This is a genomic window from Salipiger abyssi (assembly GCF_001975705.1).
Classification (GTDB): Bacteria; Pseudomonadota; Alphaproteobacteria; order Rhodobacterales; family Rhodobacteraceae; genus Salipiger; species Salipiger abyssi.
Map to the genome: position 1 here is coordinate 558,268 of NZ_CP015093.1, position 25,831 is coordinate 584,098.

Consider the following 25,831-nt stretch of genomic DNA (forward strand, 5'->3'; position numbering starts at 1 on the left):
CGAGATGGCGCACGCTAAAAACCACGATTACCACATTCTGAACCCCTCCATCTGGCCGTTCATGGCCGCGGTGGCGGCGTTCATCATGCTGTTCGGGACCGTGCTCTGGTTCCATGGCAGCGGCCCCTGGATCTTCCTCGCGGGCTTTGTCGGCGTGCTCTACGTGATGTTCGGCTGGTGGTCCGACGTGATCGCCGAAAGCCGCGTCGGCGATCATACCCCGGTGGTGCAGATCGGCCTGAAATACGGCTTCATCCTGTTCATCATGTCCGAGGTGATGTTCTTCTTCGCCTGGTTCTGGTCGTTCTTCAAACACGCGCTCTATCCGATGGGCCCGAACTCGCCTGCGGTCGACGGTGTCTGGCCGCCCGCCGGGATCGAGACTTTCGACCCCTGGCACCTGCCGCTGATCAACACCATGATCCTGCTCTGCTCGGGCTGCGCGGCGACCTGGGCGCACCACGCGCTGGTGCATGAGAACAACCGCGAAGACATGAAATGGGGTCTGATCATCGCCATCGTTCTGGGCGCGATCTTCTCGGTCTTCCAGGCCTATGAGTACAGCCACGCGGCCTTTGGCTTCTCCGGCAACATCTATGGCGCCAACTTCTTCATGGCGACGGGTTTCCACGGCGCACATGTCATCATCGGCACGATCTTCCTCTTCGTCTGCCTGCTGCGGCTGATGAAGGGCGATTTCACGCCGACCAAGCATATCGGCTTCGAGGCCGCCGCCTGGTACTGGCACTTCGTCGATGTGGTGTGGCTCTTCCTCTTCGCCGCCGTCTATGTCTGGGGCGGCTAAGCCTCCTCGCGACAAGCGCAAAATAGAAAAGCGGGCCTTCATGGCCCGCTTTTTTGTTGGATCGAGGCTCCGGTGTGGTGGGCAGATTGCCCACCCTACGACGTTTTCACGATGTCCTTGAGAGGCTTCCGCCCGATCGGTGCGTGTAGGGTGGGCAATCTGCCCACCGCCCCCCGGACCGAACCTCTCAGAGCTGATCCACCCGCATCAGCCGCTGCGCCAGCACCTGCACCTCGTCGAGCCAGCGTGTCACCAGCTTCGGATCCGACGGCGCCGCAGACACACCCGGCGCGATCTCGCGGTTCAGCACCGCCTCGACCGCCAGCGACACCGGCACCGAGACCAGCCGCCCCATGGCATTGCCGCGCGCATCGCCCCAGGCATCCATCACCCAGGTCTTGTGCCAGACCGGCACACCGTCCTTCTCCGCCTTCAGCGAGACGCAGAGCACCACCCGGTCGGGTTCCCCCTCCTCATAGGCGTTGGCCTCCAGGAGCTCGCCCGCCAGCTTCGCCAGCGCCGCGTCATCCGCCGTCTCGACCGTCTCGAAGACATCCTTCCACGCCTCCGCCCAGCCATTGAGCCGCAGCGTGCCGCGCACGAACTCCTTCACCTTCCAGCTAGGCTCGAACCCGTATTGCGCCATGAAGGGCAGCGAGTCGCGGTTGGGATAGACCTCGAAGCTCTCCGGCGGGTCGAGCGGCGCATCGTAGCGCCCCAGCGCCTCCCAGGGGCGCGACACCTCCAGCTCCGAGAAATGCCGGATCGAGCGCGACGGCGAACGCAGCGCCTTCAGCACGCCGACCGGCGCCCAGGAGAATTTGTAGCGAAACGCGTTGGCCTGTTTCGGCACGCCGCCGCAATAGCTCACGAAGCTCAGCGCGTTCTCTGCGTCGAAAGCCTCCGACTCGCGATAGGCGCGCACCAGATCGTGGGCCATCAGGTGGTCGATCCCCGGGTCGAGCCCGACCTCGTTGACCAGCGCCACGCCCGCCGCCCTCGCCTTGTCCTCCAGCGCCCGCATCTCCGGCGCGATATAGCTCGACGAGACGAAATGCGCGCCCTTGGCAATGGCGATCTCCGCCAGCGGCACATGCCAGTCGGCGGGCAGCATCGAGACCACCACATCGCCGGGCTGCACCGCCGCCTCGACCGCTTCCGGCGCAAAGGCGAGGATCCGGTTGGTCAGATCCCCCACCGCCTCGCGCGCCTTGGTCTCGGTGCGGTTCCACACCATGACATCGTGCCCGGCCTCGATCAGGCGCCGCAGCCCCGGGATCGAAGAAAGCCCCGTTCCGCACCAGTGAATCATGTCCCTGCCTCCGGTTTATGTTGTTCGAATGTCTCTCGGGCGCGGCCCCAGACGCCGTCCTCCAGCGCCTCCAGCCGCGTCAGCCAGGGCAGCAGCTGCCCGGCGAAATCCTCGCTGCTTTCCAGCGGCAGCAGCGAGGGCAGATTGTCGATCGCCATCACGTCGAGCGGCGGATCCTCATGCACCCGCAGCACCGGCGCGTCCCAGCTGGTGGCGCGGTCATAGACCTTGACGGGCGAGAAATCGCTGTCGGGATCGCAGGCGATATCCCCGATCACGCGCAGCCGTCGCGCATCGCCCGGCGCCGAGGCCGGCACAAAGACCGGCGTGCCCGGCCGCGCCAGGATGCAGTTGAGAAAGAGCTCGTGCTCCAGCACCTCGGGAAACGGCCCGCCATGGGCGGTCTCGGCCATGTCCCACTGCGTCACCCGCACGCCCATCTTCTCGCAGAGATCGCTGGCGCCGCTGCCCACGCGCCCCAGCGCGCCGATCACCAGCGCGCGTGGCCGCTCGGCCCCCGCCGCCGCATCCAGCGCGGCGCGCAGATCGGCCTCCATCTCTGGCGAGTTCGGCCAGACCGAGACCGGCGCGCAGATCCCGCCGGCGCGCTGCGCTGCCCAGGCAAAGAGCGACACCGCCGCCCCCGCATAGCCTGCCCAGTAGCCGAAGGCCGCCACCCGGCGCCCCTCGACATCCACCAGATATTCCAGATCGTAGAGCGCACCGCCACCGGCGGCAAAGCGCCTGAGCAGCACCTGCCCCGCCGGCTGGCCCTTATAGGCATGGCCGAACATGATGTGCCGGTGCACCAGCGGCGTACCATCCTCCGGCAGCTCCTTCAGCCCGAAGATCAGCGCCTCGCGCGGCGCCTGCGGCCAGCTGCCCTCGGGCGCGATCTCCGCCCCGGCGTCACGATAGGCGCCAATGCCGATCACCCGGCTGCGGCTCTCCTCCACCGTCACGCGCATGCCCTGCGCCACCAGCGCGGCAACGCCCCGTGGCGTGATGCCCACGCGATCCTCGTTCGGGCGCTGTTCGGCGCGCACCCACAGATGTGTCATGCTGTCTCCCGCTCTGTCCGGCGCCACGCTACCCCAGCGCGCCCGGGGGTGAAACCCGGGGCTCAGAGATGGGAGCGGGCAGCGGCCCTTTCGGCCCCTTCCAGATGCGGCACCGCGTTGAAAAGCGTCAGCGCCAGCCCGGTGGCCAGCGGCTGGAACCGGTGCAGCGAGCTGTTCTCGATGGCGAGACAAGCATGCGCCAGCGCCCCCATCCCGAGCCCCATCGTGGCGCGCATGGCAAAGCCGATCACCCCGCCCGAGGTCACCACCACCGCGCGCCCCTCGCCGGCGGCGATCTCGTGCAGCGCATCCGAGACCCGCGCCTCGAAATCGGCAAAGCGCTCGGGCGCGCCCTCCAGCCCGCCCTCGCGCCAGATGGTGAAGAGCCGCGGCAGATGCAGCACGAATCCCTCGCGGTCGGTCGGGATCGCCACCCCGTGCTGCTCGGCAAAGAGCTGCGCCATGGTGAAATATTCCAGCTCGTTGAGCCGCGCATCCGGCACGAGCTCGAGCCCGAGATCCATCTCCTCGGCGGTCTGACGATGCCGGGTCAGCGTGCCGCAATAGGCCCGGGCAAAACGCTCGCCGCTGCCGCGCAGATGCGCGCCCAGCCAGCGCGCCTGCTGCCGCCCGAGATCGCTCAGCCTGTCATATGAAATCTCGTCGCGTGCGCCGGTATTGGCCTGACCGTGCCGCACCAGAGTGACATGGGACATCCACCACCTTCCTTTCCCCCGCCTCTTACGAAGCGCGGGCGGAAATGAAAAGCGCCACGCAGCCCTTTCATCTTTCCGGCAAATACTCCCACGCCGCCCCCGCCACGGGCCGAACGCATAAGCAGCGCGGCAGACACTGCCACAGGCGCCCGCCGCCGCCTGACGCCAGAGGCGTCGGGCGGCTCCCCCTGTGCCGCGCCAGCGGCGCCGTCAGATCAGGCCGCGCCGCCCTGCTGGCGCTCGATCCAGGCGCGCATCTCCTCGGCCTCGTGGCGCGCCTCGCGCAGCCCCTCCATCGCCGCCGACAGCTCCGCCTCGGTCTGCGCCAGCTGGTTGGTCAGCTCCGCCTCGCGCTGTTGCAGATAGGTGATCGCCTGATCGCGGGTCTCCTCGGCCTCGTGCAGCTCCTGGCTCATGCGCTCCAGCTGGTCCACATCCGCCTGGCTGATCCGCTTGAAGCGATGCACCAGCCAGTTGGCGAACCAGCCCATGCAGAAGGCCACAAAGAGAATGATCGCCGTGGCGATCACGAATTCCGTCCTGTTCATTCCCCTGCCCCTTCTTCTTCCGCGCCGTCGGCCTCCGTATCGCCTTCCCCGCCGGCCTCTTCAAGCTCTTCCAGCGTGGTCTGCACCTCCGGCACCGGCTCGGGGCGGATCAGCTTGAACTCGATCCGGCGGTTCGCCTCGCGTCCGGCCTCGGTGCCATTGTCGGCGATGGGCAGCTCCTCGCCGTAACCGGTCACGCGATAGGAGGCGGTCAGCACCCGGCGGTTGCGCAGCGCATCCAGCACCGCCTGCGCGCGATCCTGGCTGAGCGCCTGGTTCATCGACTCGCGGCCCTGGCTGTCGGTATGGCCCTGAATCTCCAGCGGGATATCGCCGCAGAGTTTCAGCAGCTCGGCGATGTCATCCATCACATCCTTGGCGGAGGCATCGAGATTGGCCGAACCCGGCTCGAAGGTGATCTTGCGGTCGCCGATGATCTCGACGATCTGCGCCTCGCATTCCTCCGGCGTGGGGATGCCCAGCGTCGGGTCGAGTTTCTCCTGATAGGTGACGTCGATCTCGACCTCCGCCGCTTCGCCGAGCTTGTCGGAGAGCAGCCCCGCGATCTCGTCGGCAGCGTCGGCATTGCCGGTATTGCCCGCCACCGCCACCAGATCCGGGGTCACCCGCACCACGCCGTTCGACAGCTCGCCCAGCGCCTCAAGCCCGGCCAGCACCCGCGCCGACCAGCCCGAGGGCAGCGTGTCGTCGACCCGCGCGGCGGTATAGACCGACTCGGAGGTGAAGAGCGCGCGCGCGAAACTGTCGGCGGTCTGGCGCGAGATCTCCGACTGCACCCGCCCACGCAGCTGCACCGAGCCCTCGGGGCTCAGCGTCGCGGTGAATTCCGGCGGGCCCTGGTCCCTTTCATCGGGCGTCTCGGGCAGCACCGCCTTCAGCGCGAAAACCTCCGGCAGCCCGCTTTCCAGCTCGCCCACGACGCGGTCGAAGAGGCCTGTATCGGTGCCTTCGGGCGCCAGCAGCGCGACATCGGCATTGGAGATCGTGACCGAGCCGCCGCCCAGATCCTGCACCGCGCCGATGGCCAGCACCACGGCATCGCCCCAGCGCCGCGTCGGCACGCCCAGACCCAGCCGGCAGTTTGCGCCATCCGCGACACCCGCCTCTTCCGCCGCCGCAAGGATGCGGCTGCGGGCCTCTTCGGTATCGGCGGAACAGGCGTCGAAGCGCGCGCCCTCCTCGTCGATGAGAAAGCGCAGGATGAAGGGGGTGATCACCGGGCGCGGCGCCGAGAGATCGAGCGCCAGCTCCACCCCGTCGGGCACCTGGCGTTCGAGATCGGCGAGCAGCCGGCGGCGCGCCTCCTCGCTGTCGGTCATCGCCTTGATCGCAACCGCACCGGCACCGACCGACACCTTGGAGCGCGGCAGATCGCGCAGCACGCGGGAGCCGAAGCGCATCGCCTCCGACCAGCCCTCGGGCGCCGGGAAATCCGCCACTTCCAGCAGGTCGGACACCTCGCCCTCGTCGCCGGCGAGATCGGTGAAGCGCTCGATCATCGCCTCGCGATCCGTCGCGGCGGGGATCAGCCCGATCACCGAGATGCCCTCGTCATTGCGCAAGATCTCGACCGAAAAGCGCGGCGGCCTGATGGCGTCGGCATCGGCGACGAGCATCTGGTCGATCACCCGCGCCGAATCCACCACCGTGCCGGCCACGGTCACCGCCTGAAAGCGTGCCGCCTCGTCCGGTGCCTCGCCGATCAGGAAGACCTGAAGCCCGTTCACATCGACCTCGGCCCAGTCGAGCTCTGCCAGATCCAGCGCGGTCTCGACCCCGGCGCGCGAGCTGTCCTCGACAAGGCGCAGCGCAAAGACGGCGGCGAGGAGACAGATAAGAGCGGCAGCCAGAAGGGTCGCGGCGGGGATGGCGAGTTTGGACAGGCGCATCGGCCTCGGCTTCCTTTTTGTTGTTGTTGCGGGGTCTGATACGCGCCGCGGCGGCGTGGCGCAATCAGGCGAGCAGCGCAGAGGCGAAAAACAGCACAGGCAAAAGCCCCGCATCGCGGTTGGCGCGGAACAGCATCAGCAGGCGGTCATTGTCGTTCACATCGAGCTTGCGCAGCTGCCAGAGCATGTGCCAGCCCATGGCCCAGGGCCCACCGATAAGGATCACCAGTTGCAGGATCTCGCCACGCGGGGCGGCGGCGATGATGGCCAGCCCCATGAGCGCGATACTGACCACCAGGAACCGGGCGAGCCATTTCGGCGTGGCATCGTCGCCAAAGAGCCGCGCGGTGGATTTGACGCCGATCAGCGCGTCGTCCTCCTTGTCCTGATGGGCGTAGATCGTGTCGTAGAACAGCGTCCAGGCCATGCCGGAGAGATAGAGCAGCACCGCCGGCAGGCCGAGCGAGCCGCTATGGGCCGTCCAGGCCAGCAATGCACCCCAGTTGAAGGCGATGCCGAGAAAGACCTGCGGCCACCAGGTGAAGCGCTTGGCGAAGGGGTAGATCGCCACCGGCAGCAGCGACAGCACGCCGAGCGCGATGGCCATGGGCGGGAAGGTCAGCAGGATCGCGAAGGACACCAGCGCCTGCGCCGCCGCCCAGGCCAGCGCCTGTTTCGCCGAGACCCGCCCCGAGGGAATCGGGCGCGAGGCGGTGCGCGCCACCGATCCGTCGATATGCCGGTCTGTGAAATCGTTCCAGGTACAGCCCGCGCCGCGCATCAGAAAGGCGCCGATGCCGCAGCCGGCAAAGATCCAGAGATCGAACCAGGAGGCGCGCCCGTCATGCACCATCGACAGCAAGAGCCCCCACCAGCAGGGCAGCAGCAAGAGCCATGTGCCGATGGGCCGGTCGGCGCGCGACAGCCGCAGATAGGGGCGGAGCCAGGCCGGCGCCCAGTGATCGACCCAGTTGCCGCGGACGGCGTCCGCGACCTGGCCTTCTGCCTCTGGCGTTGTTCCGTGCTGGCTCATATGGTGCGCCTCATGACTGCGAAGGTTCGCCTGTTTGTAGATCACCCGCTGGGCGCGGGACAACCTGTCCCGCTGACGCGGGAGCAGGCGCACTATCTCTTTTCCGTGATGCGGCTCGGCGCCGGGGCAGAAATCCTGCTCTTCAACGGGCAAGACGGCGAGTGGCGCGCGGAGATTTCCGAGGCCGGCAAGCGCGGCGGCGAGGCGGTCTGCGCGGAACGGACGCGGGCGCAGGAGATGCCGCCGGACCTGTGGCTGCTATTCGCTCCGATCAAGAAGGCGCGCACCGATTTCATCGTGGAAAAGGCGGTGGAGCTCGGGGTGCGGCGGATCGTGCCGGTGCAGACGCGGTTCACCAATTCCGAGCGCATCCGGCAGGACCGGTTGCAGGCGCATGCGGTGGAGGCCGCCGAGCAATGCGGCGCCTGTTTCGTGCCCGAGGTGACCGAGCTTGCGCGGCTCGACCGGCTGCTCGACGGCTGGCCGGCGGAGCGGGCGCTGCTCTTTTGCGACGAGGCCGAGGCGGGCAGCCGCTCCTCCGCCCTTGCGGGCGTCCTCGCCCCGGCGGCGGTGCTGATCGGTCCGGAGGGCGGGTTTTCCGAACCCGAGCGCGCCCGGCTCGGGGCGATGGATCAGACCCGGGTGATCGCGCTCGGGCCGCGCATCCTGCGCGCCGACACGGCGGCGGTTGCGGCGCTGACGCTGTGGCAGGCGACGAACGGGGACTGGGCATGAGCCTGGTTCGGCCCGAAGTCCGGGCAGCGCTATCACAATGGCGCGAGGCGCTTTACGGCGCGGGCGTGCTGGCGCTGGGGCTCTACTGGGCATTCTTCACCGGCGGCGGGCTGCTGCACTGGGTGGGCTATGTGGTCGCCGCCGCCGGCGCGCTGCTGCTGGTCGCCGGGCTCCAGCGCGGGCGCTTCCGCATGGGCGGCGGCGGGCCGGGGATCGTGCAGGTGATCGAGGGTCGCATCAGCTATTTCGGCCCGCTGACCGGCGGCGCCGCCGACCTCGACACGCTCACCGCCCTCACCCTCGACCGGCGCGGCAAACCGGCGCATTGGCTGCTGCACCGGCCCGACGAGCCACCGCTCGCCATCCCGCTCAACGCCGAAGGGGCGGATGCGCTCTTCGATGCGTTTGCCACCCTGCCCGGCCTGCCGACCGAACGCATGCTCACCGAGATGCACCGTGCGTCGCGGCACTCGGTGACCATATGGGAGGCGCCTTTGCGCGAATCCACACACCTCCGTCTGCATTGACAAGGCAGATCATTCCGCCCATGCCTGACCTTCAAAGCGACAGGCCAAGACAATCGGAGCGCCCTCATGTCCATCCCTCAATCCGGCGGCGGCCCGATCGAAAGCCACGCGCAGCTCGCGGACTACCTGGCCGCCGGCTGCAAGCCGAAAGCCGACTGGCGCATCGGCACCGAGCACGAGAAATTCGGCTATCTCACCGACACCCACGCGCCGCTGCCCTATGACGGGCCGCGCTCGATCCGCGCGGTTCTGGAGGGGCTGCGCGACCGCTACGGCTGGGCGCCGGTCAGCGAGGGCGGGCATATCATCGGGCTCGAAAAGGACGGCGCCAATGTCTCGCTGGAGCCCGGCGGTGCGCTGGAGCTTTCGGGCGCGCCGCTCGAGACCATCCACCAGACCTGCGACGAGGTGAACGAGCATCTGCGCGAGGTGAAATGCGTCGCCGACGAGATCGGCGTGGGCTTTATCGGGCTCGGCGCCGCGCCGGAGTGGATGCATGACGAGATGCCGCTGATGCCCAAGGGGCGCTACAAGCTGATGGATGCCTATATGGGCACGGTCGGCACCACCGGCACCACGATGATGCGGCGCACCTGCACCGTGCAGGTGAATCTCGATTTCGGCTCCGAGGCCGATATGGTGAAAAAGATGCGCGTGGCGCTGGCGCTGCAACCGGTTGCAACCGCGCTTTTTGCCAACTCGCCGTTTTTCGAGGGCAAGCCCAACGGCATGAAGAGCTACCGCTCTTATGTCTGGCGCAATCTCGACGCGGCGCGCACCGGCATGCTGCCCTTTGTCTTCGACGAGGGGTTCGGCTTTGAGGCCTACGCCGAATACGCGCTCGATGTGCCGATGTATTTCGTCTATCGCGACGGCAAGTATATCGACGCGCTGGGGATGTCCTTCCGCGATTTCCTCAAGGGCGAGCTGCCCGCGCTGCCCGGCGAGAAACCGACCCTGTCGGACTGGGCCGACCATCTGACGACGATCTTCCCCGAGGCGCGGCTTAAGAAATTCATCGAGATGCGCGGTGCCGATGGCGGACCGTGGCGGCGGCTTTGCGCGCTGCCGGCCTTCTGGGTCGGGCTGACCTACGATCAGGGCGCGCTGGATGCGGCCTGGGATCTGGTCAAGGGCTGGGATGCGGAGACCCGCGAGGGGCTGCGCGTGGCGGCCTCGGAACAGGCGCTTCAGGCCGAGGTGAACGGCATCGGCATGCACGATCTGGCGCGCCAGACGCTGGAGATCGCCGAGGCCGGGCTCAAGGCGCGCGCCTATCCCGGCGCCGGCGGGCTGCTGCCCGACGAGACGCATTTCCTCAACGCGCTCAAGGAGAGCGTGGAGACCGGCAAGGTGGCCGCCGACGAGCTTCTGGAGCATTACCACGGCGACTGGAACGGCGATCTGAGCCGGATCTACGCACAGTATAGCTACTAAGCGCGGCCTCTCTGCGTCGTCCGGGCCAGCCCCGCGGCCCGGAGCCGCTTTCGACCGTGCTCAGGCGGAGGCGCGGCGCGAGACGTTGCGCTTGAAATACTCATGCACTTCCTGCTTTCGGCGGGCAATCTCTTCCGGCGAGGGCTCGGCTTCGGCCTGGAGCAGCACCGCGTAGGAATCGAGCGCACTTGGCCGATGCCCGCGGGTCCGGCGGGCGGAGGTCGGGGCGCCGGGTTCGGCGTCATCGCGAGCATGCGGTCTCACCTGGCCGCGCGGCTGGCCCCAGGCGTTTTCTCGCGGCTCGGAGGGCAGAGACAGCAGCAGAATGTAGATCAGCCCGCCAACCATCGGCACCAGCATCACGAGCACCCAGAGTCCAGAACGCCCGGTATCGTGCAGGCGACGGATGCCGCAGGTGATATTCGGCACCAGCGTCAGCAGCGACAGCAGCGGCGTCCAGTAGGAGAACGGGTTCAGCGGCGGAAGCCCACCCGCCTCGCTCACTCGCATCACCGTCATCGCATCGGCAACCCCTGCCGCGATCATCGCCAGCCCGACGATGAGGGCCGGCCACCAATATTCCGAGCGCGTCGCCCGGGCGTTCAGTGTCAATGCGTTGAAAAGATAGGATTCGAAGGCGGAGATGGGGCCGTACATGACGATGTCTCTATGAGGATGGCAAAGCGTTTGCACAGCAGGCTCGCGCGTTGCAAAGGCCGAAATGCGGCGCAAGCGGGACCTTTTCGGGGGAGAGCGTTGTTTGGCGTCTCACGCGGTCAGACGCTCAGACAGGCCGGCGCTTGCGGCGCGGCAGTCCTCTGCGGCTACGGTATTTGGGGGAGTTAAGTACCTCGGCGCCACGCACTGGGTGGGGGCTGAAACGGCGCGACGCCGAGGGAAGCCATATGCAGCTACCCTCTCTGTATCGCGCTGCATTCGGGCGGAATTGTGATCTGTTGGTGTTCATCCCACGGCAATCGCATCTCGCCGCCGATGCGCGGGAAAACGCGAAAAACCCACGCGGGGCGGGTGGCGAGGAAACGGTGGATTTTGGGGGAAGTACCTCGGCGCCACACACTGGGTGGGGGCTGAAATGGCGTGGCGCCGAGGGAAGCTATATGCAGCTACCCTCTCTGTATCGCGCTGCATTCGGGCGGCAATGAGATGGGAATGCGGCAGTTTCAGGGAATTCCGGTCAATCGCGGCTGACAGGCGTTATTCCGCGCCGCCGCCGGCGTGATCGGCACGGCGCATGTGAATCTCCAGCCGGTTGCAGCCCTCTGTCCGGCGATAGGAGAGATGGCTTGCCAGGCGCCGGATCAGATACCAGCCGAATCCGCCCTCGGGCAGATCCCCGCGGGCCTCGGGATCGACGGGGGCGCCGGCCGGCAGCCGGTGCCCCGGCATGGCGCCGCCGCTGTCGCGGATCACCAGATCGGCGCTGCCCGCCGTCGCATCCAGCGTCAGGTGAATGCGCCCGTCCGGGGCGCCGCCATAGGCATGTTCGACGATATTGTTCAGCGCCTCGGCCAAGGCCAACTCTACCGCGCCACGGGTTTCCGCATCCCAGCCGATGCCATCCAGCCCCCGCGCCACGCGCCCGAGCGCGCCGCGCACCTCCGCCGGCGTGCTGGCGAAATCGAACGCGAGCGCAAGCGTCGGGCGCTGATCTGGCATGTCGGGCATCGCACCTGGTCCTCTTGCGGCGCCTCCTCAGCTGCCGCCGCTGCCGCAGGCGGCCTCTACACTGTCATGAATGACAAAGATCGTGTCCATACGGGTCATGCGGAACACCTTGTCGACCATCGGGCGCAGCGCCGCGAGATCGAGCCGCTGACCCTGCGCCATCCCCTTCATCGCGGCGACGATGGCGCCGAGCCCGCTCGAATCGATGAACTCCACCTGCCCCAGATCGAGCACAACCCGCGCCGCATCCGCCGAGACGGCGCTGCGCACCGCGTCCTTGAACTGGATCGCCACGGCGGAATCGATCCGCCCCTCCTCGACCCGAATGATCTGGGGATCGCCTGTCCCGAGAATGGTGAGATGCATCTGCCGGCCCCTGCACTGCTTTCCTGAACGGCAGGCTAGACGGCATTCCTTACCATTCGGTATGCAGGACCAAAGCTCTAGGGAGGAGACGGCATGACAGATGTGGTGATCACCGGCGCGGCGCGCAGCGCCATGGGCGGGTTTCAGGGCATGTTCACGGATCTCAGCGCCGCCGATCTCGGCGGCGCGGCGATCCGCGCGGCACGGGCGGAGGCCGGCAGCCCGGCGGTGGAGGAGCTGCTGATGGGCTGCGTGCTGCCCGCGGGCCAGGGCCAGGCGCCGGCGCGGCAGGCGGGGTTCAAGGCAGGCCTTGGCGAAGAGGTGCCCGCCACGACGCTCAACAAGATGTGCGGCTCCGGCATGAAGGCCGCCATGACGGGGTTCGATCAGATCGCGCTCGGCCATGCCACCACGGTGATCTCCGGCGGCATGGAGAGCATGACCAACGCGCCCTACCTGCTGCCCAAGATGCGCGGCGGCGCCCGTATCGGCCACGGTCAGGTCATCGACCACATGTTCCTCGACGGGCTGGAAGACGCCTATGACAAGGGCCGCCTCATGGGCACCTTTGCCGAGGATTGCGCCGAGGCGTTCCAGTTCACCCGCGAGGCGCAGGATCAATACGCCATCGCCTCGCTCGACAATGCGCTGGATGCGGAGCGCTCCGGCGCCTTCGCGCGCGAGATCACCCCGGTCACCATCCACGCCCGCACCGGCGAGGAGGTGATCACCCGCGACGAACAGCCCGGCCGCGCCCGGCCCGAGAAGATCCCGCATCTGAAACCGGCCTTCCGCAAGGACGGCACGGTGACGGCGGCCAACTCCTCCTCGATCTCCGACGGCGCGGCGGCGCTGGTGCTGACCACGCTCGACGCCGCCGCGGCCACGGGCACCACACCCCGCGCCCGCATCCTCGGCCATGCCAGCCATGCGCAGGCGCCCAGCCTCTTCCCCACCGCCCCGATCCCGGCGGCGCAGAAACTGCTCGACCGCATCGGCTGGAAGAAAACCGATGTCGACCTCTGGGAGGTGAACGAAGCCTTTGCGGTGGTGCCCATGGCCTTCATGAAGGAGATGGGCCTGCCGCGCGACGTGGTGAACGTGCATGGCGGTGCCTGCGCGCTCGGCCATCCGATCGGCGCCAGCGGCGCGCGCATCATCGTCACGCTGCTGAACGCGCTGGAAACGCGCGGGCTGAAGCGTGGCATCGCCGCGATCTGCATCGGCGGCGGCGAGGGCACGGCCATCGCCATCGAGCGGATTTGAGCGCATCGCCCGCCGCGCGATCCCGGGGGAGCCGCCCCGTGGGCGGGGGCTCTGCCCCCTCTCCCCCCGTTCCGTTCCGCGAAAGGCACCGTCATGACCGACTATCCAAGCCTTGCCCGCACCGTCGCCGCGCTCACCGAGAATGAGGACGACCCGGTCGCGCTCATGGCCACGCTCGCCTGCGAGATCCACCACGCGGACGAGCGGTTCGACTGGACGGGTTTCTACCGGGTCACCGCGCCCGAGCTTCTGAAGATCGGCCCCTATCAGGGCGGCCATGGCTGCCTGACCATCCCGTTCTCGCGCGGGGTCTGCGGCGCCTGCGCCCGCACCGGCACGGCGCAGCTAGTGCCCGATGTGGAGGCCTTCCCCGGCCATATCGCCTGCGCCAGCTCTACCCGTTCGGAGCTGGTGCTGCCGGTGCGCGATGCCTCCGGCGCGCTGATCGCGGTGCTGGACATCGACAGCGACCGGCCCGACGCCTTTACCGAAGAGGATGCCGGGGCGCTCCAGGCGATCCTCGACAGCGTCTTCGCGCGATGAGCTGGGAGGGCTGGAGCGTCTTCGCGCTGTTCTGGGTGGTCTTTGTGACCTCGCCCGGGCCGAACGCGGTGAATTGCATCCAGACCGGCATGAGCGCGGGCTTTCTGCGCGCGCTCTGGGGCGTGCTCGGCATCCTGACACAGGCGCTGCTCTTCCTGACGCTCTCGGCGGCGGGGGTGACGGCGCTGCTGATCCATTCGCCCACGGGCTTTCTGATCGCCAAGATCCTCGGCGCGGGCTTCCTGCTCTGGCTCGGCATCCGCAACTGGCGCGCGGCGTCCCGACCGCTGGCCATGGCGCATGCGGCCTCGGGCTCGATCTATACCCGCGCCTTCCTGATCGCGACGATCAACCCGAAATCGGTGGCGGGCTATCTCGCCGCCTTTTCGCAATTCGTCATGCCGAACGTGCCGATCTGGTCGCAGATGCGGGTGATCGTGCCCACCGCGCTCTGCATCACCGCCGCGAGTTACATCACCTACACGGCACTCGGGGCGCTGCTCGGGCGGGCGGCGCTCGGGGCGGTGGCGAATCTCTGGGTGCGGCGGGTGCTGGCGGTCTGCTTTCTGGTCTATGGCGTGGCGCTGGGGGCCACCGCCCTGCCCTGAGACTTGCGGCGGCGGCCCGGCTTTGCCACATGAGGCGGATGAGCGACGATTACGCACCGCCCTCGGGCGAGATCCCCGTCCTGCACGAAGATCACGAGATCCTCGTGGTCGACAAACCCGCAGGCCTCCTGTCGGTGCCCGGCAAGGGCGCGCAGCTGGCCGATTGCCTGATCGCGCGGCTGGAGCGGGCCTTTCCGACGGTGCGGCTGGTGCACCGGCTCGACCGCGACACCTCCGGGGTGATGGTCTTTGCGCTGACCGCGCATGCGCAGCGCCATCTCGGCCAGCAGTTCGAAGCGCGGAAGACCAGGAAGACCTATATCGCCCGCGTCGCAGGACGGCTGGAGCCGAAGACCGGCAGCGTCGATCTGCCGCTGATCGTCGACTGGCCGAACCGCCCGTTGCAGAAGGTCGATCACGAAGCGGGCAAGCCGGCGCTGACCGAATACAAGGTGACCAAGGTCAGCGATGCCGAGAGCCGCGTGCGGCTGCACCCGGTGACCGGGCGCAGCCATCAGCTGCGGGTGCATATGCTGGCGCTGGGGCATCCGATCCTGGGCGATCCGCTTTACGCGCCGGAGACGGCAGGAGACTTTCCGCGCATGATGCTGCATGCCGAGGAGCTGCGGCTGCACCATCCGGAGAGCGGGATCGGGGTCAAATTCCGCTCGAAGGCGCCGTTTTAAAGAGATTTCAGGCAGAATCGCGACCATATTTGGCGCGAGAAATGCCCGAACGCCGCGCCGGTCCTATCGGAGCGCCGTGAGTATTTGCCGGAAAGATGAAAGGCCTGCGCGGCACGGGGAGGCGATGAGGCGCACCGCCTCCCCGATAGCGGTTACTCGGCGGCCCAGCCGCTCACCGCCTTGATCTCGAGGAAGTCGTGGATACCGTGGATCCCGCCCTCGCGGCCATTGCCGGACTGTTTCATGCCGCCGAAGGGCGCGCCGGGGGCGCGGCTCTTGCCGTTCATCTCGACCATGCCCGAGCGGAGCTGGCGCGCCAGCCGGTGGCGGCGCTCCGCGTCCTGCGATTGTACGTAGTTGGTGAGCCCGTAGGGCGTGTCATTGGCGACCGCGACCGCCTCTTCCTCGCTCTCGAACTTCATGATCGACAGCACCGGGCCGAAGATCTCTTCGCGGGCGATGGTCATGTCGGGCGTCACATCGGCAAAGACCGTGGGGCGCACATAGAAGCCCTTGTTGAACCCTTCCGGACGGCCCGGACCGCCGGCGACGAGCCGGGCACCTTCCTTGATGCCGGTCTCGATCAGGCCCTGGATCTTTTCGTATTGCGTGGCATTCACCACCGGGCCGATATGCTTTCCGTCCTCGGAAGGCGCACCGACCTTCACCGTGGCGGCGATCTCGGCGGCGCGCTCGACGACGCTGTCGTAGATCGGCGCCTCGACCATCATGCGCGAGGGCGCGTTGCAGCTCTGGCCCGAATTCTGCATCATGTGCATCACGCCCCGCTTCACCGCCGTCTCGTCCGCATCGGCGAAGATCAGGTTGGCGCCCTTGCCGCCCAGCTCCAGATGCACGCGCTTCAGCGTGTCGGCGGCGGCCTTGGAGATCGCCCGGCCGGCGCGGGTCGAGCCGGTGAAGCTCACCATGTCGATATCCTCATGCGAGGAAAGCTGCGTGCCGACACCCGCGCCATCGCCGTTCACCAGGTTGAACACCCCCTTGGGGAAGCCCGCCGCATCCATGTATTCGGCAAAGAGCATCGCCGAGAGCGGGCTTTCCTCCGAGGGTTTCAGCACCATGGTGCAGCCGGCAATGGCCGCGGCGCCGACCTTGAGCGTGACCTGGTTCATCGGCCAGTTCCACGGCGTGATCAGCGCGCAGACCCCCACTGCCTCGTGGATCATACGGGTGTCGGGGAAGGCCTCGGAGAAGGGCTTTTCGAACTCGAAGCGCTTGGCCGCCTCGATGAAGTTCTTCAGGTGAAAGGCGCCTGCCCCCACCTGGTTGGCCCGCGCCAGCGCGATGGGCGCGCCCATCTCGGTGGAGATTGCCTGCGCCATCTCCTCGCCGCGCTCGGAATAGATCGCCAGCAGCTTCTCCACCAGCGCGATGCGCTCGGCCACCGGCGTCGCCATCCAGCCCGGCAGCGCGCGCTTGGCGGCAGCGACCGCCGCGTCGGTATCGGCCTGCCCGCCCAGGGCGATCATCGCGCAGGGCTCTTCGGTCGCCGGGTCGATGACCGCGTGGTCGCGCCCCGCCAGCGCATCCACCCAGGCCCCGTCAATATAGAACTGACGCTTCTCAATCATGTTGTCTCTCCGTTAGGCACGATTTGATCAAATCCTCCGCTGAGCGACACTCTGTCACCCTGCCCCCAGAGCCGCAAGCCGGGGTCTTTACTTCATCGGTTTAGAAAGTATCTAAAGAGCAAGACCAAAACCGAGTGATTTGGACAGGAAAGGACACCACCATGGCTCTTCGTATCAACGACACGATTCCCAACCTCCACGTCGTCACCGACCTGGGCGAGTACGACCTGCACGACTGGATCGGCGATAGCTGGGCGATCCTGTTCTCGCACCCCAAGGATTTCACCCCGGTCTGCACCACCGAATTCGGCGCCGTGGCGCAGCTCGCCGACGAATGGGCCAAGCGCGGCACCAAGGTGATGGGCATCTCGGTCGACGGTGTCGATGAGCACAAGCAGTGGAAGGGCGATATCGAGAAAACCGCCGGTGCCGATGCCGGCTTCCCGATCATCGCCGATGAGGATCTGGCCGTGGCCAAGGCGCTCGACATGTTGCCCGCCGACGCCTACCTGCCCGATGGCCGCACCCCCGCCGACAGCGCCACCGTGCGCTCGGTCTTTATCGTGGCGCCGAACAAGAAGGTGCAGCTGATGATGACCTACCCGATGTCGGTGGGCCGGAACTTTGCCGAGGTGCTGCGCGCGCTGGACGGTCTGCAACGCACCTATGAGCAGCCGCTCGCGACCCCGGCCAACTGGGAAACCGGCCAGGACGTGATCGTGGCACTGTCGCTGGACGACGCCGCCGCCACCGAGAAATTCGGCGAGCTGGACATCAAGCTGCCCTATCTGCGCTACGCCAAGAACCCGGCCTGATCCCGCCCGCTCTCTGCCCGCCGCCGCGTGCCCCGCGTGGCGGCGGGTTTCGTTTGTCCCGCTGCGCGTTTTCTGATGCGTGCATTTCGGCAACGCCGCGCGGCTTTCGCCACCGCCCGCGCCCCCTGCTCTGCAAACAATGATATGTTTCCGCGAAACCCGCCCGGCCGCGCATCGCCGCCGCATGTCGAGAGGCGGGCGTAAAAACGTGCAGGTTATCAACAGGATCGGGAGCCGCCTTTGCCCCTCCCCCGGAAATTCCGCAAAGCGGCGCTCACCGCCGAAACCAACGGGTTTTTCAAGGACCTGAACCGCCATTTCGCGGTGCATTTCCAGCGCGGCAGCACGCTTGTCGTGACCTTCGACAATATGAAGAGCCGCGATATGCCGGTGCCCCGGTTTCCCTGGGGTATGGAATTTCTCGAACGGCGCGGGCATTCCCATCTCGGCATCATGATGCGGCGGCGCAACGACTGGTTTCGCCAGAGCCGGCTTTGCGATTTCTTCGACGAGCTGCGCGATGGCGGCTTTTTCGACCGTTTCGAAAAGGTGGTGTTCTACGGCAGTTCGATGGGCGGCGACGGCGCCCTCACCTTTGCCGCCGCCTGCCCGCGTGCGCGGGTTGTCGCCTTTTACCCGCAAACCACGCTGTCGCCCGCGCTCGCGCCGTGGGAAACCCGCTATCGCGACGCCCGGGACCGTGGCGACTGGGATGAGCCCCGCTATGCCGATGCCGCCGACACGGTGCGCGAGATTGGCGAAGCGATGGTGCTCTACGATCCCTATCACCAGCTCGACAGCCGCCACGCGGCGCGCCTGACGGCGGAGAGCGTCACCCATCTGCGCTGCCCCTTCCTCGGCCACAAGATCCCGCGCTATTTCGCGTTCTGGAACATTCTGAGCACCGTCACGACCCGCGCCATCGACGGCACGCTGACCGAGGCCGAGTTCTACAGCCTCCTGCGCGCGCGCCGGGATCACAAGAGCTATGTCCGCCATCTCCTGACCCGGGCAACCGATCACGGCCACGCGCCACTCGCCGGACAGGCGCTCGCCTGGACCGGTCGGCATCGGCCGGACTGGCAGCTCGAACGCAAGACGCGGCAGCTCGGACTCGCCGCCTGACCGGCGCGCCCGCTCAGATATCGAAGTAGTACGCCCCGCCGCGCCCGCGCGCGATGGCGTGGCGCTCGATCATCCGGCGGGTATGCGGGCGCTCGGGGCCGCGATGCAGCGCCAGCAGACGCTCGTAGGTGCCGTGATCGGCCTTGGTTCGGCGCGTGTTGTGACGGATATATTCCACCCAGGTCGGGACGTGATAGGTCTCTTCCCAGATCCTCGGGTTTTCCAGATCGCGCATCAGCACCCAGTTTTGCGCCCCGTCGCGGATGCGGATGCGTCGGCGCTCGGCCATGACCTCAAGAAATTCCGCCTCGTCCTTGTGGTCGATCTCGAACCGGGTCACCGCAAAGATCGGCCCGCTGCGCGGCTGCACGTCGAGTTGCAGCATCGGCTCGCGGAACAGATCCAGCGGCGACATGTCGAGATTGCCGTATTCCGGCAGCGGCTGGCGCAACCCGACCGCCGCCGCCAGCGCCAGGGTCAGCGCCGCGCCCAGCAGCGCCAGCGTCAGCCCCTGCGCGTCCGAGGCGGCGCCCCAGATCCAGCTGCCCAGCGCCATGCCCCCAAAGGAGGCGCTCTGGTAAAGCGCAATCGCGCGCCCCACCACCCAGCGCGGCGTCGAGAGCTGCACCGTCACATTGAAAAGCGACAGCGCCACGACCCAGCAGGCGCCGCTCAGCAGCAGCGCCGGCAGGCAGAGCCAGATCACCGGTGCAAAGGCCAGAAGTATCGTCGAGCCGGTGCCCGCCAGTGCTGCGAAACGGATGATATGCTCGTTGTCGAACCGCTCGCGCAGCCGGGCGTTGGAGAACGCGCCACCGATGGCGCCGACGCCAAAGCAGCCAAGCAGGATGCCATAGGTGGTGGCGTCGCCGCCCAGCCGCTCATGCGCGACGATGGGCAGCAGCGACAGCACCGCGACAGACCCAAGCCCGAACAGAAAGGCCCGCCCCAGCACGTTCATCAGGTTGGGCGACATCGCGACATAGCGAAGCCCCGAGCCGATCGCGAGGCGCAGCGGCTCGCGCGGGAGGGAATTGTCGGGCAGCGGCGCCTTCCACAGCCACAGCGCCACGATCATCGCCACATAGCTCACCGCGTTCAGCGCGAAGGCGGCGGCGGCGCCTGCGGCAGCCACGATGATGCCGCCCACGGCGGGGCCGATGGAGCGCATGGCGTTGAAGGCCATGGAGTTCAGCGCCACCGCCGAGGGCAGATCGTTGCGCGGCACGATATCGCCCATCGAGGCCTGCCAGGACGGGTTGAAGAAGGTCGAGCCGGTGCCGATCATAAAGGTCAGCAGCACCAGCAGCCAGGGCGTCATCAGCCCGGCCCAGGCCAGCACCGTCAGCAGCGATGCCGAGGCCATCATGAAGAACTGCGCCCCGATCATCACCCGGCGCCGGTCGTGGCTGTCGGCCAGGGTGCCGGCAAAGACCGCAAACAGCATCATCGGCACCGTCACCGCCGCCTGCACCAGCCCCACCATGGCGTCGCTGTCGCTGATCTGGGTCATCATCCAGCCCGCCCCCACCGACTGCACCAGCGTGCCCAGATGCGAGACCAGCGAAGCGGCCCAGCGGTTGCGGAAGGCGGGGATGCGCAGGACGGCGAGCGGAGAAGCGGAACGTGGCGGCATGAGGCCCCTTGAGCGGTTGCGGGGGAACCGGCGGGCAGCCCGACTGTCGCCCATCCACCGGCGCCGCGCTACGGGCGCAGACCTGGAAATATGTCCCCTAATGCGGCCCCAAGGTCAAGCTGCCGACGCCGTTGCGGCACCGTCATGGAGCGACATGAAAGCTTCACAAATCCTTCATCTGCCGGAAACAGCGCTCTGGCACCCAACGCCAAGATCCCTGTCGCCCGGCTGCCGGGCTGGCATATCCGTTTCCTCAAGCTTTCAGCCAAAGGGTATCCCAATGGACATCAAGAAAACCGTCGACCTCTCCTGGGACGAGTTCGACGAGCTGCGCGACCCGCGCCCCGACGCCAACGGTTTCGACGCGGTTGTCGAGCGCGCGATCTCGCGCCGCGGCTTCCTCGGCGGCGCGCTGGCCTTCGGCTCCGGCGCCGCCGTCTTCGGCACCGGCGTGCTGGGCTCGGCCAGTTCCGCCCGCGCGCAGGCTTCCGCCTTCGGCTTCGAGCCCATCGGCATCGCCACCGATTACGACATCCATGTCCCCGCCGGCTACCAGTGGAAGCCGCTGGTGCGCTGGGGCGATGCGCTGTTCTCGGAAGCCGAGGGTGCCTATTCGCCGGAAACCGGCGTCTCGGTCGAGATGTCCGACAAGGTCTTCGGCGAGAACACCGACGGCATGGAGACCTTCACCCATGACGGCCACACCCTGCTGGCGATCAACTCCGAATACGTGAACCCCAAGATCAACCTGCCCGCCGCCTCCGAAGGCGTGCCGCAGAGCGCCGACGAGGTGACGCTGCTCAAGAACATGCAGGGCGTGACGGTTCTGGAGATCGCCGAGGGCGATGACGGCTATGCGGTTGTGATCGACAGCCCCTATAACCGCCGCATCACCCACGAGACCCGGATGACCATGGACGGCCCCGCCGCCGGCTCGGATCTGGTCAAGACCAATGCCGACCCCGAGGGCATGAGCCCCAAGGGCACGATGAACAACTGCGGCTCGGGCAAGACGCTCTGGGGCACCTATCTGACCTGCGAAGAGAACTTCAACGGCTATTTCGGCGCCACCGGCGACTACGAAGAGACAGCCGGCATCACCCGTTACGGCATCGGTGGCGAAGGCCGTTATGCCTATGAAAAATTCGACAGCCGCTACGATCTCAGCGCCGAGCCGAACGAGCCGAACCGCCACGGCTGGGTGACCGAGATCGACCCAAAAGATCCGACAAGCACCCCGATCAAGCACACCGCGCTCGGCCGTTTCAAGCACGAGAACGCCGAGATGGTGCAGGCCGCCGACGGCCGCATCGTGGTCTATATGGGCGACGACGAGCGCGGCGAATTCATGTATAAATTCGTCTCCAACGGCACCTGGGCCGAGGGCCAGCCCACCGACGGCCTGCTGTCGGACGGCACGCTCTATGTCGCCAGGTTCAACGACGACATGAGCGGCGAATGGCTGGCGCTGACGCCGGAGACCACCGGCATGCCGCTGGAAGAGATCCTGGTGTTCTCGCGCCTCGCGGGCTCCAGGGTCGGCGCCACCACCATGGACCGTCCGGAATGGATCGCCGCGAACCCGCTGCGCGCCGAGGCCTATTGCGCGCTCACCAACAACAAGAACCGTGGCGTGAAGCCGAATGCCGGCGGCGACGAGACCCCGGTGGGCGGCCCGAACCCGCGCGAGACCAACAATTTCGGCCAGATCGTGCGCTGGCGCCCCGAGGGCGAGGACCACGGCGCCGAGACCTTCACCTGGGATCTCTATGTGATGGCGGGCAACCCGACGGTCTATGACAACAGCTATGCCGGGTCCGAGAACGTCACCGAGGGCAATATGTTCAACTCGCCCGACGGCATGGCCTTCTCGTCGGACGGGATGCTGTGGATCCAGACCGATGGCGACGACAGCAACGAGGGCGAGTTCGCCGGTCAGGGCAACAACCAGATGCTGGTCGGCAACCCGGAAACCGGCGAGATCGCCCGTTTCCTCACCGCGCCGAACGGCGCCGAGGTGACCGGCCTGACCTGGTCGCCGGACGGCACGGTGGCCTTTGTCGGCATCCAGCACCCGGGCGGCTCCTGGCCCGACGGCACCGGCAAGCCGCGCTCCTCGGTCATCGCCGTGTGGCGCGAAGACGGCGCGATCTTCGGCTGATCTTTCGGTCTTGGCTTATCGAAAAGGGCCGGTGCGGATGCGCCGGCCCTTTTTGCGTGTTGTTCAGGGCCATCTGTGGGCGAGACCGCTCCGAAGGCGATGGCAGCTATGAGCCCAAATCACCAGATGCGGCAAAGTCCACGAGTGGCAACTTCCGGGAACCAGACTTTTTGAGGGTGCTTTTGATTTCGTCGAGGAGTTATGGATCGTCTGATTGCTCCAGAGGCGATTTGAACCAGGGCCAATAACCCAGAACTTCGTCTTCAGTTTCGTCGAACTGCACATGGTAGTGATGGCTATGAGGAGAAGGCACCGTGACTCTACCTTCAGTATACCCCTCAGCACTGAGATGGGCCGTCATCCGATCAAGATCGCCGTACGCAAAGATGTAGTTGTGTTGGTCGAAAATGAATTGGCCTTCACCAGAAAGCGACGAAACCCAAATCGCATGTCGCCCATCTTGCTCGAAGTATTCTTGGAAGGTGTACATAAACAATTCTAGATCGTCATAGTCAATTGGCGCAGGGCTTTGATACCTCGCCGGCTCATTGCCCAAACGGGACACAAGCAAAACATAGAGAACGCCAAAAGGCCCACTTAGTGGTCGACATAATTCCAGTATGCGGCGCACCTCGTGCTGCTTAGACCCGATTAAGAGGCGAGAGTATTCGGGATATGTCTCTCGCTCCCAAATATTCGGAAAAGTGAACTCTGTCGGTTGAGAGACAGATGAGCTCTTTCCTTCAGAAAACTTCACGTAGGAGGGCATGTCCCTTGTCCTTTCAATCTCAATCCTGAGCATGGATCGCGCTTAACGTGTGCGTATGCAAGGTCTGTGCGGAAATTGACAATCCAAGGTGCCAAAAGTGAACCGCAACTCCCGAAAGCAGCCCTTTGCACCGCGGCAGCGAAAGCTAAATTGGTCCCGCACAGCCGCCACCCCAAATAAAAACGCCCCCGCAGACATCTGCGAGGGCGTCGCGCCTTGATCTTCAAGGCTGAAGAGAGCTTTCTCGGACCCAGCTCAGAGCTTCGGATAAAGCGGGAACTGTTTGCAGAGCGCTTCCACCTCGCTCCGCACCTTGGCCTCGACCTCGCCATTGCCCTCGTCGCCATTGGCGGCCAGCCCGTCGACCACCTCGACGATCCAGTCGGCGATCTGGCGGAACTCGGCCTCACCGAAGCCGCGCGTGGTGCCGGCGGGCGAGCCGAGGCGGATGCCGCTGGTCACGAAGGGTTTCTCCGGATCGAACGGCACGCCGTTCTTGTTGCAGGTGATATGCGCGCGCCCCAGTGCCGCCTCGGCGGCCTTGCCGGTCACGCCCTTGGGCCGCAGGTCGGCGAGGCAGAGGTGGTTGTCGGTGCCGCCCGACACGATGTCGATCCCGCCCTTCATGAGCTGGTCGGCCATCGCCTGCGCGTTCTTCACCACCTGCGCGGCGTAGTCCTTGAAGCCGGGGCGTAGCGCCTCGCCGAAGGCCACGGCCTTGGCGGCGATCACATGCATCAGCGGGCCGCCCTGAAGGCCGGGGAACACCGCCGAGTTCACCTTCTTGGCGATATCGGCATCGTTGGTCAGGATCATGCCGCCGCGCGGGCCGCGCAGGGATTTGTGAGTGGTCGTCGTCACCACATGCGCATGCGGCAGCGGCGAGGGATGCGCGCCGCCGGCCACGAGCCCCGCGATATGCGCCATGTCGACCATCAGATAGGCGCCCACCTCATCGGCGATCTCGCGGAAGGCGGCCCAGTCCCAGACGCGGGAATAGGCGGTGCCGCCGGCGACGATCAGCTTGGGCTTGTGCTCGCGGGCGCTCTCGCGGATCGCCTCCATGTCGAGCAGCTCGTCCTGCTGGCGCACGCCGTAGGAGACCACGTTGAACCACTTGCCCGACATGTTGACCGGCGAGCCGTGGGTCAGGTGGCCGCCCGAGTTGAGGTCGAGCCCCATGAAGGTGTCGCCCGGTTTCAGCAACGCCAGGAACACCGCTTGGTTCATCTGGCTGCCGGAGTTCGGCTGGACGTTGGCGAATTCGCAGTTGAACAGCGCCTTGGCACGCTCGATGGCCAGCGTCTCGGCCACGTCGACATACTGGCAGCCGCCGTAATAGCGCTTGCCCGGATAGCCTTCGGCGTATTTGTTCGTCATCACCGAGCCCTGCGCCTGCATCACGGCGTAGCTCACGATGTTTTCCGAGGCGATGAGCTCGATCTCTTCGCGCTGGCGGCCCAGCTCGCTGGTGATCGAGCCGAAGACTTCGGGATCGCGGGAGGAGAGTTCTTCGGTGAAAAAGCCGTTGTCGCGGTGCGGGGCGTTCATGAGGCGGGTCTCCGGTTTCATGGATTCTTCATGTGGCGCCTACGTAAAGGAAAGCGGGGTCTGCGCAAAGCCGTCAAAGCGGCATATCGGAATTATCCACCGGCATGGCTGGCGGCGCCGGGAACTTTGTGCTTGTTTCGGAACCGCCGGCCCGGCCGAGGAAACACCAAAGGACAGTCATGTCGCTGAAAATCGCCTTCTGTGCCTCGAACGCGCCCGTCGCGCAATCCGCGCTGGCCGGGCTGACCCGGCGCTACGGCAACCATGCCGAGGAGGGCGCGGACGTGATCGTGGCGCTCGGCGGCGACGGGTTCATGCTGCACACGATGCACCGCACACAGGAGCTGGAAGTGCCGGTCTATGGCATGAACCGCGGCACGGTCGGCTTTCTGATGAACGAGTATTCCGAGCACGGGCTGGAGGAGCGCCTCGCCGCCGCCGAGGAGGCGGTGATCAACCCGCTCTCGATGCGCGCCCATCGCAGCGACGGCTCGCTGCACGAGGAGCTGGCGATCAACGAGGTCTCTCTGTTGCGCGCGGGCCCGCAGGCGGCGCGGCTGGCGATCCATGTGGACGGCAAGCTGCGCATGCCCGAGCTGGTCTGCGACGGCGCGCTGCTGGCCACCCCCGCCGGCTCGACCGCCTATAACTACTCCGCGCACGGGCCGATCCTGCCCATCGGCGCGGAGGTTCTGGCGCTCACCGCCGTCGCCGCCTTCCGCCCCCGCCGCTGGCGCGGGGCGCTGCTGCCCAAGGCCGCCGAGGTCACCTTCGAGGTGCTGGAGCACGAAAAGCGCCCGGTCATGGCCGAGGCCGACAGCCAGTCGGTGCGCGACGTGCTGCGCGTCGATATCCGCTCCGAGCCCTCGGTCGCCCACCGGGTGCTGTTCGATCCGGGTCACGGGCTCGAAGAGCGGCTGATCCGCGAACAGTTCGTCTGAGC

25 protein-coding genes are annotated in these 25,831 nt (G+C 66.7%); 12 read left to right on the top strand and 13 right to left on the bottom strand.

Annotated features, from left to right (window positions below):
• Positions 1–4 precede the first annotated feature (4 nt).
• Positions 5–805 (top strand): cytochrome c oxidase subunit 3, encoded by an 801-nt coding sequence (locus tag Ga0080574_RS06280; protein WP_076696179.1) that lies wholly within the window; start codon positions 5–7, stop codon positions 803–805.
• 187 nt (positions 806–992) lie between these two features.
• Here the strand turns inward: Ga0080574_RS06280 and Ga0080574_RS06285 are convergent, their stop codons facing one another.
• The 6 genes from Ga0080574_RS06285 to ubiA all read right to left on the bottom strand — a co-directional run bounded on the left by Ga0080574_RS06285 (position 993) and on the right by ubiA (position 7,385).
• A complete protein-coding gene (locus Ga0080574_RS06285; protein ID WP_076696181.1) occupies positions 993–2,117 on the bottom strand; it encodes a saccharopine dehydrogenase family protein in 1,125 nt (374 codons plus the stop codon).
• Positions 2,114–3,178 carry a saccharopine dehydrogenase gene (locus Ga0080574_RS06290; protein ID WP_076696183.1) on the bottom strand — a complete coding sequence of 355 codons (1,065 nt, stop codon included), beginning with the start codon at positions 3,176–3,178 and terminating at the stop codon, positions 2,114–2,116. Before Ga0080574_RS06290 ends, Ga0080574_RS06285 begins: the two co-directional genes overlap by 4 nt.
• A 62-nt stretch (positions 3,179–3,240) precedes the next feature.
• Positions 3,241–3,894 carry a histidine phosphatase family protein gene (locus tag Ga0080574_RS06295; RefSeq protein ID WP_076696185.1) on the bottom strand — a complete coding sequence of 218 codons (654 nt, stop codon included), beginning with the start codon at positions 3,892–3,894 and terminating at the stop codon, positions 3,241–3,243.
• 215 nt (positions 3,895–4,109) lie between these two features.
• Positions 4,110–4,442, bottom strand: coding sequence for a hypothetical protein (locus tag Ga0080574_RS06300; protein ID WP_076696187.1), 333 nt, complete (start codon positions 4,440–4,442; stop codon positions 4,110–4,112).
• The gene (locus Ga0080574_RS06305) at positions 4,439–6,352 is read right to left on the bottom strand and encodes an OmpA family protein (RefSeq protein WP_076696189.1); all 1,914 of its coding nucleotides are present in this window, start codon (positions 6,350–6,352) and stop codon (positions 4,439–4,441) included. Before Ga0080574_RS06305 ends, Ga0080574_RS06300 begins: the two co-directional genes overlap by 4 nt.
• A 64-nt stretch (positions 6,353–6,416) precedes the next feature.
• Positions 6,417–7,385, bottom strand: a complete 969-nt coding sequence (gene ubiA, locus Ga0080574_RS06310; protein ID WP_076696191.1) for a 4-hydroxybenzoate octaprenyltransferase — start codon at positions 7,383–7,385, stop codon at positions 6,417–6,419.
• A 12-nt stretch (positions 7,386–7,397) separates the two neighbouring features.
• Between ubiA and Ga0080574_RS06315 the strand changes: the two genes are divergently transcribed.
• The 3 genes from Ga0080574_RS06315 to Ga0080574_RS06325 all read left to right on the top strand — a co-directional run bounded on the left by Ga0080574_RS06315 (position 7,398) and on the right by Ga0080574_RS06325 (position 10,084).
• Positions 7,398–8,120, top strand: a complete 723-nt coding sequence (locus Ga0080574_RS06315; protein ID WP_076705723.1) for a 16S rRNA (uracil(1498)-N(3))-methyltransferase — start codon at positions 7,398–7,400, stop codon at positions 8,118–8,120.
• Positions 8,117–8,647: a hypothetical protein gene (locus Ga0080574_RS06320; RefSeq protein ID WP_076696194.1), complete on the top strand. Its 531-nt coding sequence runs from the start codon at positions 8,117–8,119 to the stop codon at positions 8,645–8,647. Before Ga0080574_RS06315 ends, Ga0080574_RS06320 begins: the two co-directional genes overlap by 4 nt.
• Before the next feature lie 66 nt (positions 8,648–8,713).
• On the top strand, positions 8,714–10,084 hold the full coding sequence (locus Ga0080574_RS06325) for a glutamate--cysteine ligase (RefSeq protein WP_076696196.1): 1,371 nt from the start codon (positions 8,714–8,716) through the stop codon (positions 10,082–10,084).
• Positions 10,085–10,144: 60 nt separating this feature from the next.
• Here the strand turns inward: Ga0080574_RS06325 and Ga0080574_RS06330 are convergent, their stop codons facing one another.
• The 3 genes from Ga0080574_RS06330 to Ga0080574_RS06340 form a co-directional block, all read right to left on the bottom strand.
• Positions 10,145–10,741, bottom strand: coding sequence for a DUF805 domain-containing protein (locus Ga0080574_RS06330; protein WP_076696198.1), 597 nt, complete (start codon positions 10,739–10,741; stop codon positions 10,145–10,147).
• Between the two features lie 558 nt (positions 10,742–11,299).
• Positions 11,300–11,770: an ATP-binding protein gene (locus Ga0080574_RS06335; protein ID WP_083716781.1), complete on the bottom strand. Its 471-nt coding sequence runs from the start codon at positions 11,768–11,770 to the stop codon at positions 11,300–11,302.
• Between the two features lie 27 nt (positions 11,771–11,797).
• Positions 11,798–12,136 (bottom strand): STAS domain-containing protein, encoded by a 339-nt coding sequence (locus tag Ga0080574_RS06340; protein WP_076696200.1) that lies wholly within the window; start codon positions 12,134–12,136, stop codon positions 11,798–11,800.
• A gap of 93 nt (positions 12,137–12,229) precedes the next feature.
• Here Ga0080574_RS06340 and Ga0080574_RS06345 point away from each other — a divergent pair, with 93 nt between their 5' ends.
• From Ga0080574_RS06345 to Ga0080574_RS06360, 4 genes are all read left to right on the top strand, one after another.
• On the top strand, positions 12,230–13,402 hold the full coding sequence (locus Ga0080574_RS06345) for an acetyl-CoA C-acyltransferase (RefSeq protein ID WP_076696202.1): 1,173 nt from the start codon (positions 12,230–12,232) through the stop codon (positions 13,400–13,402).
• Positions 13,403–13,495: 93 nt separating this feature from the next.
• Positions 13,496–13,945, top strand: a complete 450-nt coding sequence (gene msrC, locus Ga0080574_RS06350; RefSeq protein WP_076696204.1) for a free L-methionine (R)-S-oxide reductase MsrC — start codon at positions 13,496–13,498, stop codon at positions 13,943–13,945.
• Entirely contained in the window at positions 13,942–14,553 is a 612-nt protein-coding gene (locus Ga0080574_RS06355; RefSeq protein ID WP_076696206.1) for a LysE family translocator, read from the top strand. The genes msrC and Ga0080574_RS06355 overlap by 4 nt, the downstream gene beginning before the upstream one ends.
• A gap of 38 nt (positions 14,554–14,591) precedes the next feature.
• A complete protein-coding gene (locus Ga0080574_RS06360; protein WP_076696208.1) occupies positions 14,592–15,239 on the top strand; it encodes an RluA family pseudouridine synthase in 648 nt (215 codons plus the stop codon).
• 152 nt (positions 15,240–15,391) lie between these two features.
• Here the strand turns inward: Ga0080574_RS06360 and Ga0080574_RS06365 are convergent, their stop codons facing one another.
• The gene (locus Ga0080574_RS06365) at positions 15,392–16,831 is read right to left on the bottom strand and encodes an aldehyde dehydrogenase family protein (RefSeq protein WP_076696210.1); all 1,440 of its coding nucleotides are present in this window, start codon (positions 16,829–16,831) and stop codon (positions 15,392–15,394) included.
• 161 nt (positions 16,832–16,992) lie between these two features.
• Between Ga0080574_RS06365 and Ga0080574_RS06370 the strand changes: the two genes are divergently transcribed.
• Both Ga0080574_RS06370 and Ga0080574_RS06375 read left to right on the top strand, forming a co-directional pair.
• Entirely contained in the window at positions 16,993–17,646 is a 654-nt protein-coding gene (locus Ga0080574_RS06370) for a peroxiredoxin (RefSeq protein WP_076696212.1), read from the top strand.
• Positions 17,647–17,886: 240 nt separating this feature from the next.
• Complete coding sequence (locus Ga0080574_RS06375) at positions 17,887–18,771, top strand: alpha/beta hydrolase family protein (protein WP_076696214.1); 885 nt, start codon at positions 17,887–17,889, stop codon at positions 18,769–18,771.
• 13 nt (positions 18,772–18,784) lie between these two features.
• Here the strand turns inward: Ga0080574_RS06375 and Ga0080574_RS06380 are convergent, their stop codons facing one another.
• Complete coding sequence (locus Ga0080574_RS06380) at positions 18,785–20,407, bottom strand: MFS transporter (RefSeq protein ID WP_076696216.1); 1,623 nt, start codon at positions 20,405–20,407, stop codon at positions 18,785–18,787.
• 280 nt (positions 20,408–20,687) lie between these two features.
• Between Ga0080574_RS06380 and Ga0080574_RS06385 the strand changes: the two genes are divergently transcribed.
• Complete coding sequence (locus Ga0080574_RS06385; RefSeq protein WP_076696218.1) at positions 20,688–22,568, top strand: PhoX family protein; 1,881 nt, start codon at positions 20,688–20,690, stop codon at positions 22,566–22,568.
• A gap of 199 nt (positions 22,569–22,767) precedes the next feature.
• Here the strand turns inward: Ga0080574_RS06385 and Ga0080574_RS25835 are convergent, their stop codons facing one another.
• Together Ga0080574_RS25835 and glyA are read right to left on the bottom strand one after the other, a co-directional pair.
• Positions 22,768–23,337 (bottom strand): hypothetical protein, encoded by a 570-nt coding sequence (locus Ga0080574_RS25835; RefSeq protein ID WP_156876313.1) that lies wholly within the window; start codon positions 23,335–23,337, stop codon positions 22,768–22,770.
• Positions 23,338–23,592: 255 nt separating this feature from the next.
• Positions 23,593–24,888: a serine hydroxymethyltransferase gene (glyA, locus tag Ga0080574_RS06390; RefSeq protein ID WP_076705727.1), complete on the bottom strand. Its 1,296-nt coding sequence runs from the start codon at positions 24,886–24,888 to the stop codon at positions 23,593–23,595.
• A 179-nt stretch (positions 24,889–25,067) separates the two neighbouring features.
• Here glyA and Ga0080574_RS06395 point away from each other — a divergent pair, with 179 nt between their 5' ends.
• Positions 25,068–25,829 (top strand): NAD kinase, encoded by a 762-nt coding sequence (locus Ga0080574_RS06395; RefSeq protein WP_076696220.1) that lies wholly within the window; start codon positions 25,068–25,070, stop codon positions 25,827–25,829.
• The last annotated feature ends 2 nt before the right edge of the window (positions 25,830–25,831 follow it).

What these genes read in the sequence shown, in the direction of transcription:
- Ga0080574_RS06335 (WP_083716781.1), bottom strand. Translation starts at nt 11,770, where the DNA reads ATGCCCGACATGCCAGATCAGCGCCCGACGCTTGCGCTCGCGTTCGAT.
- Ga0080574_RS06355 (WP_076696206.1), top strand. Translation starts at nt 13,942, where the DNA reads ATGAGCTGGGAGGGCTGGAGCGTCTTCGCGCTGTTCTGGGTGGTCTTT.
- glyA (WP_076705727.1), bottom strand. Translation starts at nt 24,888, where the DNA reads ATGAACGCCCCGCACCGCGACAACGGCTTTTTCACCGAAGAACTCTCC.
- Ga0080574_RS06385 (WP_076696218.1), top strand. Translation starts at nt 20,688, where the DNA reads ATGGACATCAAGAAAACCGTCGACCTCTCCTGGGACGAGTTCGACGAG.
- Ga0080574_RS06325 (WP_076696196.1), top strand. Translation starts at nt 8,714, where the DNA reads ATGTCCATCCCTCAATCCGGCGGCGGCCCGATCGAAAGCCACGCGCAG.
- Ga0080574_RS06315 (WP_076705723.1), top strand. Translation starts at nt 7,398, where the DNA reads ATGACTGCGAAGGTTCGCCTGTTTGTAGATCACCCGCTGGGCGCGGGA.
- Ga0080574_RS06295 (WP_076696185.1), bottom strand. Translation starts at nt 3,894, where the DNA reads ATGTCCCATGTCACTCTGGTGCGGCACGGTCAGGCCAATACCGGCGCA.
- Ga0080574_RS06320 (WP_076696194.1), top strand. Translation starts at nt 8,117, where the DNA reads ATGAGCCTGGTTCGGCCCGAAGTCCGGGCAGCGCTATCACAATGGCGC.
- Ga0080574_RS06370 (WP_076696212.1), top strand. Translation starts at nt 16,993, where the DNA reads ATGGCTCTTCGTATCAACGACACGATTCCCAACCTCCACGTCGTCACC.
- Ga0080574_RS06360 (WP_076696208.1), top strand. Translation starts at nt 14,592, where the DNA reads ATGAGCGACGATTACGCACCGCCCTCGGGCGAGATCCCCGTCCTGCAC.
- Ga0080574_RS06395 (WP_076696220.1), top strand. Translation starts at nt 25,068, where the DNA reads ATGTCGCTGAAAATCGCCTTCTGTGCCTCGAACGCGCCCGTCGCGCAA.
- ubiA (WP_076696191.1), bottom strand. Translation starts at nt 7,385, where the DNA reads ATGAGCCAGCACGGAACAACGCCAGAGGCAGAAGGCCAGGTCGCGGAC.
- Ga0080574_RS06380 (WP_076696216.1), bottom strand. Translation starts at nt 20,407, where the DNA reads ATGCCGCCACGTTCCGCTTCTCCGCTCGCCGTCCTGCGCATCCCCGCC.
- Ga0080574_RS06330 (WP_076696198.1), bottom strand. Translation starts at nt 10,741, where the DNA reads ATGTACGGCCCCATCTCCGCCTTCGAATCCTATCTTTTCAACGCATTG.
- Ga0080574_RS06305 (WP_076696189.1), bottom strand. Translation starts at nt 6,352, where the DNA reads ATGCGCCTGTCCAAACTCGCCATCCCCGCCGCGACCCTTCTGGCTGCC.
- Ga0080574_RS06290 (WP_076696183.1), bottom strand. Translation starts at nt 3,178, where the DNA reads ATGACACATCTGTGGGTGCGCGCCGAACAGCGCCCGAACGAGGATCGC.
- Ga0080574_RS25835 (WP_156876313.1), bottom strand. Translation starts at nt 23,337, where the DNA reads ATGCCCTCCTACGTGAAGTTTTCTGAAGGAAAGAGCTCATCTGTCTCT.
- Ga0080574_RS06300 (WP_076696187.1), bottom strand. Translation starts at nt 4,442, where the DNA reads ATGAACAGGACGGAATTCGTGATCGCCACGGCGATCATTCTCTTTGTG.
- Ga0080574_RS06340 (WP_076696200.1), bottom strand. Translation starts at nt 12,136, where the DNA reads ATGCATCTCACCATTCTCGGGACAGGCGATCCCCAGATCATTCGGGTC.
- msrC (WP_076696204.1), top strand. Translation starts at nt 13,496, where the DNA reads ATGACCGACTATCCAAGCCTTGCCCGCACCGTCGCCGCGCTCACCGAG.
- Ga0080574_RS06280 (WP_076696179.1), top strand. Translation starts at nt 5, where the DNA reads ATGGCGCACGCTAAAAACCACGATTACCACATTCTGAACCCCTCCATC.
- Ga0080574_RS06365 (WP_076696210.1), bottom strand. Translation starts at nt 16,831, where the DNA reads ATGATTGAGAAGCGTCAGTTCTATATTGACGGGGCCTGGGTGGATGCG.
- Ga0080574_RS06345 (WP_076696202.1), top strand. Translation starts at nt 12,230, where the DNA reads ATGACAGATGTGGTGATCACCGGCGCGGCGCGCAGCGCCATGGGCGGG.
- Ga0080574_RS06285 (WP_076696181.1), bottom strand. Translation starts at nt 2,117, where the DNA reads ATGATTCACTGGTGCGGAACGGGGCTTTCTTCGATCCCGGGGCTGCGG.